Source organism: Rhizobium aethiopicum (genome assembly GCF_014197535.1).
Taxonomy (GTDB): Bacteria; Pseudomonadota; Alphaproteobacteria; order Rhizobiales; family Rhizobiaceae; genus Rhizobium; species Rhizobium aethiopicum_A.
In genome coordinates this window covers 1-10,588 of sequence record NZ_JACIFV010000020.1, presented here as the reverse complement: position 1 = coordinate 10,588, position 10,588 = coordinate 1, and the positions used below count along the sequence as shown (strand labels likewise).

The following is a 10,588-nucleotide window of genomic DNA, read 5'->3' as shown; positions in this document are numbered from 1 at the left end:
TCCATCAGGCAGATCTTCGGGAAGTTGGGTGATCAGATCCTGTCCCACCCTATCAACCGACGTACACTGATCTAGAACAGGAAACTGGAGAGATATAATGGCCGGAATGAAGCACAATAGGACAAGAGCGAAGAAATTTCTGCAGTTGATCGACCAGACGAAGAACAGAGCGGATTTGGAGTTCTGCTTTGCGGTCGGCACGGTTGGCGATCTGCGGAAGCCTGCTGTCCTGGTGAGTAAGAAAAAGCTCAATGGATTGGCACAAACTTTGAAAAACATGCCTTTTGAAGATGATGAGGATAGTAGTAAGGAGAACTTTTCGCTTCTGCGGAGAGGCACGGGCAGGATGAACGAAAACGGCGTTATCCTCGTCAAGTTGGCTGATGGTGGAAAGGCCGGGTTCCCGCAGGTCCAAAAGGTGATGAAGAAGTATTTCGTGAACTTCCGCATGAGGTTGCCTGACATGCAGGAAGCAGGAATCTTAACTGAAGAAGACATTCAGCAGTTTGAGATGAACGCCGAGGAGAACTCCCAATTTCTTCCACCCGACGACTCTGAAGAATTCAATCGGCCGATGACGGCGCTCGATAGCGCGGAAGGGAACTCTGCAGGGAGTGTTGAAGAAACCGAAGAGAGAAGCAAGCGTGAAGGCGGGGCTGAGCTCCTGGAGCAGCTTCTCCCGGAAGTGAAGGAGGGCATTGCCGCCGCGGCCGCGACCATTTCCAATCACGCAGTAAGTCTCAGCGCGCAAATTGGCGCGGGACAGACCGCAGAGTTGTCCCATCTGACCACGAAGATCGCGGATTGGCTGCAACGTGTGCTGGCTGCGACGCCTCCGGAAGAGCAGGAGGCAACGCTGCACAACTTCGCCGGCCGACTTCTGTTGATGCTGGCCTATCCTGAGAATCTGCGAAATCTTCAATATGTGGATGACATGCCCGATGGGGCGGGGCAGGGCGAGACAAACGGCGACCGCCGCGAAGAGGTCGTGGTGAATGGGATCGATCTGAACAGAGTTCCAACGGGCGCTCTCGATCAAGACGAGGTAGTAGAGTCCTTGTTCCGTCTGATCAAGGCAAAGGCTCAGGAGCGACAGCTTTCTTATCCGCTAGAGAACGCGAATTCTGAGAGGATTGCGAAGATAGTGTCGTCGCAATGGCCGAAGGAACTAGGCGATGCAGCCCGTAGGCGCGCGGTTGTGGAGCGTCTGATCGCAGCGGTGGTCCCGCGGCTCGGTAACGATGATCAACTTCTGGTCCTTCTTGGCATCGCAGACCAGCCCGAAAGGACCAAATCCATCGAGAACTCGGTCGAAAGTATCATAGCTATATGGCAGGCTCATCTCGACGCTGCCTTGACGCTGCGGGATGAGGTAAAGAGCAAGATCAACCAGATGGTCGATGTGGAAGCCCGCGGCGGAACGTGGAGGTATGTCGACGACATCTTCCTGCAGTTCGGAGGAGAGCTTTCAGATCAGCTCTCCGCCATCACCGAACGCAACGGTGAGGCACTGTCGAGCGCGACCGAGCGTGTCCGAACCACAGTCCAGAAGAAGCTCGATTATCTCAACGGCAGCGACATTGTAGCCATGCTTGACAATCCTCCAATCGACATCGGTCCGGGCACTATAGGGCAGACGCTGCGGGAAGGGCTCGCGGCCATCACCGATGGACTGAAGCGCATCGAAACCTCGCGCGCCGCGCCCGCCGCGTAATAATCGCCTGTCTCGATGCCGGCCGACCCACCGGAAGGCCGGGCTAGCAGGCCATCAACGGCCTCATCAGCGACGGAAGGAGTTCCGCCGCTCAGGTGGGTCAGCGAAGCGGTGAAGGAGCGGCGCACCAACAGAGGCTCTTCTTCATCGGCTGCCGCTTCAACGACCAGATGCTGCGCACCTACGCCCGACGGATCATGACGCGATCCAACGCACCACGTTTTGCGGTGCTGGATGCGGCAGCGCCGACCAACAACCAACGCCGTTTCCTTGCAGCAAGCCCGATCACGCTTATCGACGTGCCGACTGGCGAAGCTGCGGCTAGGTTTATCGGCTGAAAACCAGAGTAGAGAAGGAGTGTTGCGGGTACGACGATACACGAGGATTTCGGAGGTCGGTCGTCGGCACCGACGTCGGAGGCGGATTTGCCGTAAACGTTGATCATCACGACCGCTGTTTGAAAGTGCCGCTCGCCTTGCTATGATCCACCCATTCCTTTTTGCACGCATTCCATCCACAAAAACGATTTTACTGCTCAAAACGATTGCCCTTAGAAAACGCTGAAGAGCGCTGTGTAGATTATGTGGAGTTCTAAAAAAATGGGTCCACAGGTGCGGAGACGATGCTGGAAATTCGACCTGGAGCCCTCTGTCAGTTGCCTGGCCTCGATTGTTATCTTACGCTGGTCGTGATCGGGCAGAATCTTCACCGTTGCTTCTCCCGTTTCAGTGCTGATAGGGCTCTCACAAGAAGCACTGTTCCCTGGTCGACTAACCTGTGAGTGCATCTCCCACAATCACTAGAAGCCAGAGCAGGCGCGCTCGCAGCCGCGAGGACTTGGTCTGCGCCTTTTGCAGGGCCACCAAACCTCGTGATGTTTTCTTGCGGCTGTCGGGCCGAAATATGAAGGATTGAGTGATGTGGATAGGTTAGGCAGTTCTGCTGCAAGCGCTTCGGCCCGGGTTTCTGTGCGGCGTCGCAACAATGATCAAGAAGGTTGCGCAGGATCGGTTGTCGGCAATGTCGCCGCGCCGGTCACTAATGGTATCGGCTTCGACCCCGTGAGCTCTAGCTGCACTGTCAAGCGCCACCCTATGAAACTACGAAGGCCGGTGGCCAGGCCAGAGCGACCTACCTTCCGAAACGAACTGGAGAGCAACATGCTGTGTCTAGGGCTCAGTGGCGGTCTAAGCAGAGTCTACGAAAATTCGTTCGATCTACCGAACACCTTTATGCACGATGGGGCTGCGGTTCCCGTTCGCGACGGGCGAGTGATAGCGGCGGTCGAGGAGGAGCGCCTTAACCGGATCAAGCACTCCAACAAGTTACCAACGCGTTCGATTCAATATTGCCTCGCATCTGCAGGTGTTCACCTGAGCGACATCGACCGCATCGCGTATTATGCGACCGAGGCCTATTGCAACGCTGTGCTCGAGCGCGTGCGCCTCTTTCACCCAAGCACCCCAGCATCGGATCCGAGACTGTTGCAACGGGCTCGGGGAAGTCGACACGGGCGCTATATTCCTGTGGGACACCCCGATGTTCCATGTGATCGCCATCGTCACACAGATCTGGCCGCCCCTTGGACGCGTGATGGCACAATGCCATGAGGTTGTCACCCGCGCTCCACCGCCGAGATGAACTCGAAAACGTTGGACCCGGAATTGATTGTTGAGGAATGAACGTCATGAAACGCTATGTAGAAAAAGAGGTGACGGATCAACTCGCTTATAGGCGAAAGATGTTGCAAGATTGGAGAGGAGAGCGCCTCACTGGACACCAGATAAACTTGGCATCAATAGACCTCAACCTCCTGGTCGCGCTCGAGGCTCTGCTCGAATACCGGAACGTGACGCACGCGGGCCAGCACATCGGGCGGAGTCAACCGGCGATGAGCCGGGCACTGGGAAGGCTGCGCGGCATGTTCAATGATGACCTGCTGGTGCGGTCTTCAACGGGTTTGATCCCAACGCCGCAAGGCGAACACTTGGCTCAAAGGCTGCCGTCGGCACTGCGTACGATCCGAGAGATGGTGACAAGCCGCAGCGTAATCTCAAAAGAATGGGGGAGGGGGGCAACGCTGGCGATCCCCGATCATCAAGCTTTGGCTGTACTACCGCGCCTCCTGCCGTGGTTACGCGAGCGTGCCCCTCATCTCGACACACTCGCCTGTTTGCCGTTTGATCGTGCCATGCGGGGGCTTGAGCAAGGTGATATTGATTTGGCCGTTGGGCATATTGACGTGCAACTGCCTGGCTATTTTCGGCGCAGTCTCTATACAGACCGCTTCGCGTGTTTGTTGCGCCACGACCATCCCGCGCTGGCGCAGGAATGGACGATCGACAACTTCGCGACCTTGCGTCACGCTGCCATCAGTACGGACTCCCCCGACCATTTCGGCCCGATCTACGACCACTTGCCCAACCTGCGAGAGGATCGTAGTCCCATACTTTTTTCCAGCGTTCTCACGGCAGCGGTGGTGGCTTCGGGGACGGATTTGGTATTGCTCGTCCCGCGCCGCGTTGCGACCCAAGTTTCCGCGATGCTGCCGCTTAGGGTTGTTGATCCACCCCTCGAGCCGGCACCGTACAAGGTCATGCTCATCTGGCACGAGCGGTGCCATCACGACCCGCAGCATAAATGGCTGCGCAAGGAGGTCGCCGCAGCGTTGGAGACGGGAGCAGACTGACACAAGAAGCGGTGATCGGGATGCTCCCGAAGCATCAAAGAGAGCAAACGGGGATTTTGCGCGGGGAGATGACCAAGGGCTCAGCGCTGCTGCGCCCGAGAGTGCCAGGCATGTTGGACGAATATCGAGACTTGGATGCCTATGTGCTCGCGGGGTCTGCTTGTATCCGGGCTTCTGCTGAGCTGCGGCTCGGCCCTGCAGTGGCGCGGATATCTTCGCGCCGGCTCTCGGATCGACCATTTTGATGGTGATCGTCAAGTGATCAACATTTTTGTCAGCAGGCTCGCCGACACGGTCTGGCACTGCCGGACCGTTGGTTGAAAGACACAGCTTGATATCGGGGACCTCTGTGGCTCCGCGTGCAAATGTCGCCTTTGTCTTCTTCCGGTCATAACAGGCATCGCTTGGTCCGGCGATAAAGAGCACGGAAAGCTGAGGGACTTCATTGGCGACCGCAACGACCTTTCGCAGCGCCTGGTCAGGCGTAGGCCGGCTTTCGTTGGCGCAGTATTTACTATTGCAGTAGTTGCACTGGATATTGCAAGCTGGTGCGGCTACGACGTGCATGCGCGCGAAATAGTAGTGCGCTTTTTCTAAATAGCAGGAAAGGTCCGTGATTTTCTCCCAGACAGCCGGCTCGACGTGGTGCGGCTTTGCGGACGAACCGCACAATGACGCGGCGCAAGCAGTGGACTTCGCTGTGGCCAGCAGTTGGTTCATAGTTGTCGTGCTGGTCAGGTTCTTGAGCGAAATCATTGGTGGGGGCATTAAAGGCTCCGTTGCTGCTTAACGTCCCGGTTCAAGAAGCAAGGGCCATGCCAATGAAAATTGCGTTAGTTTTCAATTGGTTAGAGTTTTTTGTCCGGTTCCCTCCATTTGCGACCCGACATAGGGTTGTCAGGCATTCGACAATAGACCTACGCCGGTAAAATGGCGGCTCGCCTCGAGTGCTTGAGTTGAGGAGGGCAGGTCGGGCCGCTCGACCACACCAGGCTTAGAACTTTCTTTCACCCCGATTTGATGCCCGCGGATGGCATAACCAGCCTAACGTGGGGTGACGCCGAGAGGCGAGCCGCCTGGCCCCAGATTTCTCCCTCGCGTCGATCAGCCGCTCCCGCTCGGTCAGACGAGCCCGATTGGGAGCCAGGCAGGATCGTTCGGATACAGGCTTTGGAGGAGACTTCGCCGAGACAGGCACCGGCAGCCCCGGCGGCCGCAAACGGGGATCCAGTCGACATTGGGCTCTTTCTGGCGAACTCGTCGACCGCATTGTCGCCGAATGGACCGTTAGCTACGTTCCACACAAGCGCAGAGAGGCCCTGGCTGTTCTTGCAGACAAAATCCAACGCACCAATGGTCCTTGATTGCGCGGGAGTTGCTGTCCTACGCACGCTGTTTGAGTTCACAGACGTTCCCTGGGAAGTGGCATTGCGAGGCCAAGTCAAGCGCCGACGGCGCGAATGTCCGTTCGCAGATGCATAGAACGCCATTTTCAACTCAAGACCAGACTTGCGACGGGCCATGGACCACGAAAATGGGTCGAATTGCATGATCGCGAAACGATCCGCGACTGTCCTATCGGTATTGCCGCGGGATAGACGGGCGGACGAGGCGGGGCTGCGCAGCTCCTTCTGGCCTGATGCGCAGGACGTTCACGGAGCGTATACGGGCTCCGCCGAGGGATTCATTGAGTTCACGCTTGGTGTCTTCAAGACCGAACCGCGCAACATCCACCAGATCACCAACGTTCTGATTGAGTTTATCAGCCCGGCGAAGCAGCTGTCGAGAGCTACTTCACTGCGCTCCAACGAGGGCCGGACTGCGGCCGGATCATACGTTGCCAGGTTTCTCCTATGTGGTCGATATTGCGACCATTTTCAGAAAAGGGAAGGGGAGTGGAGAATTGCCGACCGCACAGTGGTCTATGATTGGCTCGAGGAGCAGACACAGCAGGCGGCGTCGCCAGAGATTGAGCGGTTCGGTTTCAGGCAGCCGATCGGAACATCGCATTCTAACGACCCGGTCTATACGCTCGGAAGCGGCAAAGAGCATGAAAGCCGAGGCGGAATAGCGGCGCGTTCAGCTGGTGCCGAACTCTTCTTTTCCGGGACGTGGTGCTAACTTGCTGTCATCTGGCTCCTTTAGCGTTAGATCGCATACGCCGGAGCAGGAGAAGCTAATCCATGAAGCAAGCAGACACCCGCCGTCATTACACGCGCTGCAGGCGGGATTGGCCGCGCTCTGGTCGATGCCTTTGCGACAAACGGCGACATTGTCGTTGCCGTGGATCTTCCTGGAAGCGGAACGGTGCGGTGCGGCGTTGCCGCGCGGCCCTGTGATCTTCAATGTGGCCTCGCTGGGCGGGTTGCTGGGCGATCCCAGACGCAACGGCTACGCTGCCTGGAAGGGGCCTGATCTTGATCACGAAAAGTTTGGCATGCGAGTTGGCGTCGCGTCGAGTGGGCCTGACGGCCATAAGAGCTCGGCTATGTGCGCACGCCGATGGTCGAGAACTGGAACGCGCCGACGAGACGGATCTCGCCGCTATTCGCAGACGCGTGCCGATGGGGCCCATGGGCGCGTCCCGATGATGTCGACCGGACCGTGCGGTTTCCGGTCAGCTCGCACGTCGATCATTCATCGACATCGTGTCGGACGGTCGCCTTGGGCTTGGCGACGGGTCCGGATACGAGCGATTCGAGTTCAAGCGCTTCGGTGTCGTTATTCATGAGGCGCCTGGGGAGTACCTGGGTGATCTTTTAGGGGCTCAACCAGAAGGTTTTCGAACCCGACGGCCATTATCAGAAGATACCCCCAACGGCGATATCGTTGCGGACCACCCAGAAGCCAGCCCCGCCAATCTGCATCGCGGCAGGATCGGAGTGCAGCATGAGGCGGGCCGTCGCAGAGAGTCGCAGCAATTATTGCAGTCTCTAATCTTCGCCTGCGTCCTCCCGTAATACAAGGGCGTATCAACTCAGCCGGCGGCGCAAAAAGTCCTCACGATGAGGCAAGCTTTTAGCCGCGGTTCAAATTGAGGTGTTCGAAGTACCAAGACGGGTCATCATCGGATGAATCTGTCTCGACACTGGCGTCACTCGAATGCTCCTCGACACCTGCTTCATCGTCGCTAAGATACTCCACGGTTTTAGAGAGATAACTCCAAGGTTTGTCGGCGCGCTGCCATCCACCCTTGCTATTCTTTGTCCACTTGTCGGGATGTTGCGTAGGGTCGAGCACCCAGCGATTTTCACCCACATCAACGAAACCCATCTGCTCTAGACGGGTTCCCATCTCCGGCGTAGCGGGACGTGACATGATCAACGGCTGTTCGCCGTCGAGTTGAAGTTGATGTTCGAGCAGAATATCGCCTGCGTTCTCGACAAGCGGATGAGTAACGCGAAGGTCTACAATCGACGTGATTCTTCTTCGACCGGGAAATAGTTCCCGCCACGGCTCGTTTTCGATGCTAAATCCATCCTCTGTTCTTAAAAGCCCAACGCTTCGTTCTCCCAGATCATAGCTGAAATATCGCGCGCTGGGCGTATCATTGTCGGTGCCGCCGTAGAGTCGAGCGATGGTAGCCGTACGCAGGGCTTTAGAGGACACGAAGGGCGAGTACTCTTGTGGATTGACGGAAATGTGCTTGATTTCATCACCGTAAAATTCCCTTACTTTTCTGGCAAATGTCGATCTGTCGAGCACCTTAATTGGAGGTTCGGAAGAGAGCGAGTATGGTCGCGTTGGCGACGAAGGCGAAAGAGCATGGGGATCTGGCGTTGATCGGGACGGCATGCCCGTAAGCATTTGTGCCCCGGTCATATTCTCGATCCACCCCGCCATGGCCCGGGTGCGATCATCTTCCTCGGAAATGTTGTAGCGCAGCGATCGTTCTGAGTTATCCATGGCGGTCTCTCCTGAGAGTGAAAGGTGTGATGAAGCGCATTCTTTTCAGTCGCTTCACATGGGAACGGTGCGCTCACATGTCCGGCCTATAAAGCGGATACGTGACTGCTAGACTCGATGAAGCGGGCGGTGCGCGTTGCATGCGCCGCTCCTGATCCCTTTACCTCAGCCCAAGCCTCGAGGATCCGCGAAAGCGTGGCTCCCTTCGCCAGACCATCGTCGAATCGGCTGACAGTCCGTCGGAGGTGTCTGCGCCGCGGCAGGGCTAAGATTAGCTTGAATGTTAGAGGCGTCTCGGAAAATTTACCGCCCCGCGGGCCTGTTCTGTTTTCACCGTTGTTGGTCTCCAATTGCAGATTACGCATATGCTAGTGCAACCGGACTGGTCGCCATCATGCAAAATCGATATTCTAAAATGCTTTGGAAAAGCGGAGCCACGTAGACCCCTTAGGTGGTGAAGTGGACCTGCCACTGCGAATTTCCTCCAGAAATGATTAGAGTCCGGCCCATCAAAGGACGGACGAATGAAGAAGCAGAGATTTACCGAAGAGCAGATAATTGCGGTACCCAAGGAGCAGGAGGCAGGCGCGAAGGCGGCCGACCTCTGCCGTAAGCACGGGATTTCGGAAGCGACGTTTTACAACTGGAAAGCCAAGTACGGTGGTATGGAAGTGTCCGAGGCCAAGCGGCTGAAGGCGCTTGAGGACGAGAACGCCAGGCTGAAAAAGCTGCTGGGCGAACAGATGCTGGATGCGGCCGCGCTCCGCGAGCTTCTTGCAAAAAAATGGTAGGGCCTGCCGCCAAGCGTGAAGCCGTCACGCATCTGAAGGCCGTGATGGGTCTTTCGGAGCGGCGGGCCTGCCAGATCATATCCGCCGACCGCAAGACGGTGCGTTATCGGTCCTGCCGACCGCCGGAGGTGGCGCTGCGGGCAAAGCTGCGTGACCTTGCAAACGAGCGTCGGCGTTTCGGCTATCGGCGACTGTTCGTCCTGCTTCGACGGGAAGGAGAGCCGTCCGGCGTCAATAGGATCGAGGTTCCAAATTTGATTTCCGGAGGACCGGCATCGATGTACCCAAGACGGAACCAGCCGCGCGATGACGATTCTCGCGAAGTAAGTGAGTGGATCGAAGGCGTGACCGGAGCTTTCGATACGGACGCCTGGATCCGGGAGTACAATTCACAGAGACGAGATGTGGAACAGGATCTGAGCGACTTGCGCCTCGGTTCGCACGACAGTGACGCCGGCGACCGTGTGCCGCGTCGCAGATCCGTGGGCGGTTCGATGCGAGTGGCGCCGCAGTCGTTGGCGCCGGAGAACTCGTTGAGCGGCGCCCGCCACAGCATAGACGTCTCTCGGGCGGGCTCCAGCAGCTTGCGATTCGGCGGCTCGGGGAGCAAGACATCGAGCAATATGGCGGAGGCGGGCGAAGTCGCCGCGCCGCCGCAGGGCAAACGCCGCGGATTTACGTCGCGCATGGCGTCAGGGTTCAAGAAGGCGTTCGGATTGAGCAGCGGCAAGACGTCGTCGCGGAGTTCGGGGCAGCAAGACGTCGATGCCGCAACGGAGACTCACGTGGTCTCAACCAAGGTTCGCGTCGATTACGCCAAGCGTGGTCGCCCCGCCGACCGGGACATGCATTCCGATGACGAGTCCCGCATCAACCAGTTCGCGGAAGCAGTCCGAGGCTACGAAATTCTACCCGACGGTAGCATCGGCCGAGGGGACGGAAGGGTTCCCGAGCGTACCTTGACGACCAATTTAGGGATTCTTAGGGGGTTCGCTCGTTGGCTCCGAGCAGAGAACAGAGATTCGATGGCTTCTCGGCTTTTAAACGATCCAGATTCACTAGCCGTTGATATCGCGGATTATTGGGCAAGTGGTGGGGATGGTCAGGACCGTCTTAAGTCAGCACTGTCTCATTTCAGGAGGCTCGCGCCTGAGGGGCAAGAACTCCAAGCCGTTGGACCTGGGCCGCGCCTGATGGGGCGCCAGATACATGATCCTTATCCCGACGACGCCCGCGTCATTGATAGCTTGGCCAAGGAAGAGCTGAGTAAGTTCGGACCGGTCCCGACTTCTCGGAATAATACCAGTCACCAACGAAAGTTTAGCGCTTGGCTCCAAAGGGAGGGCAGGGAGAGCATAGTCAGCCGACTCACCGGTACTGATCAGCAGCAACAGTCGTTGAAAAAAGATTACCAAGACTTCACCGAAGACATGGGAAAACACACTATCTCTTTCAAGCGGCTTCGGCAGTACCAGCAAGTCGTTGAGG

4 protein-coding genes and 5 pseudogenes are annotated in these 10,588 nt (G+C 57.3%); 7 read left to right on the top strand and 2 right to left on the bottom strand.

Annotated features, from left to right (window positions below; all coding sequences use genetic code 11):
• Window positions 1-97 precede the first annotated feature (97 nt).
• The 4 genes and pseudogenes from GGD53_RS22795 to GGD53_RS22780 all read left to right on the top strand — a co-directional run bounded on the left by GGD53_RS22795 (window position 98) and on the right by GGD53_RS22780 (window position 4,403).
• Window positions 98-1,714, top strand: coding sequence for a hypothetical protein (locus GGD53_RS22795; RefSeq protein WP_085861381.1), 1,617 nt, complete (start codon window positions 98-100; stop codon window positions 1,712-1,714).
• Between the two features lie 99 nt (window positions 1,715-1,813).
• Window positions 1,814-2,052 (top strand): annotated as a pseudogene (locus GGD53_RS22790) (SIR2 family protein); the annotation flags it as partial.
• An 822-nt stretch (window positions 2,053-2,874) separates the two neighbouring features.
• Window positions 2,875-3,201 (top strand): annotated as a pseudogene (locus tag GGD53_RS22785) (carbamoyltransferase N-terminal domain-containing protein); the annotation flags it as partial.
• Between the two features lie 191 nt (window positions 3,202-3,392).
• Window positions 3,393-4,403 (top strand): LysR substrate-binding domain-containing protein, encoded by a 1,011-nt coding sequence (locus GGD53_RS22780; protein ID WP_008536072.1) that lies wholly within the window; start codon window positions 3,393-3,395, stop codon window positions 4,401-4,403.
• A 210-nt stretch (window positions 4,404-4,613) separates the two neighbouring features.
• On the opposite strand, the pseudogene GGD53_RS22775 reads toward GGD53_RS22780, so the two are convergent.
• Window positions 4,614-5,171, bottom strand: a pseudogene (locus GGD53_RS22775) (radical SAM protein); the annotation flags it as partial.
• Window positions 5,172-5,924: 753 nt separating this feature from the next.
• Here GGD53_RS22775 and GGD53_RS22770 point away from each other — a divergent pair.
• Window positions 5,925-6,524 (top strand): nuclear transport factor 2 family protein, encoded by a 600-nt coding sequence (locus GGD53_RS22770; protein WP_085861384.1) that lies wholly within the window; start codon window positions 5,925-5,927, stop codon window positions 6,522-6,524.
• Window positions 6,525-7,421: 897 nt separating this feature from the next.
• On the opposite strand, the gene GGD53_RS22765 is transcribed toward GGD53_RS22770, so the two are convergent.
• On the bottom strand, window positions 7,422-8,309 hold the full coding sequence (locus GGD53_RS22765) for a host specificity protein (protein WP_085861385.1): 888 nt from the start codon (window positions 8,307-8,309) through the stop codon (window positions 7,422-7,424).
• 524 nt (window positions 8,310-8,833) lie between these two features.
• Between GGD53_RS22765 and GGD53_RS22760 the strand changes: the two are divergent.
• Both GGD53_RS22760 and GGD53_RS31940 read left to right on the top strand, forming a co-directional pair.
• A pseudogene (locus GGD53_RS22760) lies at window positions 8,834-9,342 on the top strand (transposase); the annotation flags it as partial.
• A gap of 36 nt (window positions 9,343-9,378) precedes the next feature.
• Window positions 9,379-10,588 (top strand): annotated as a pseudogene (locus GGD53_RS31940) (hypothetical protein); the annotation flags it as partial.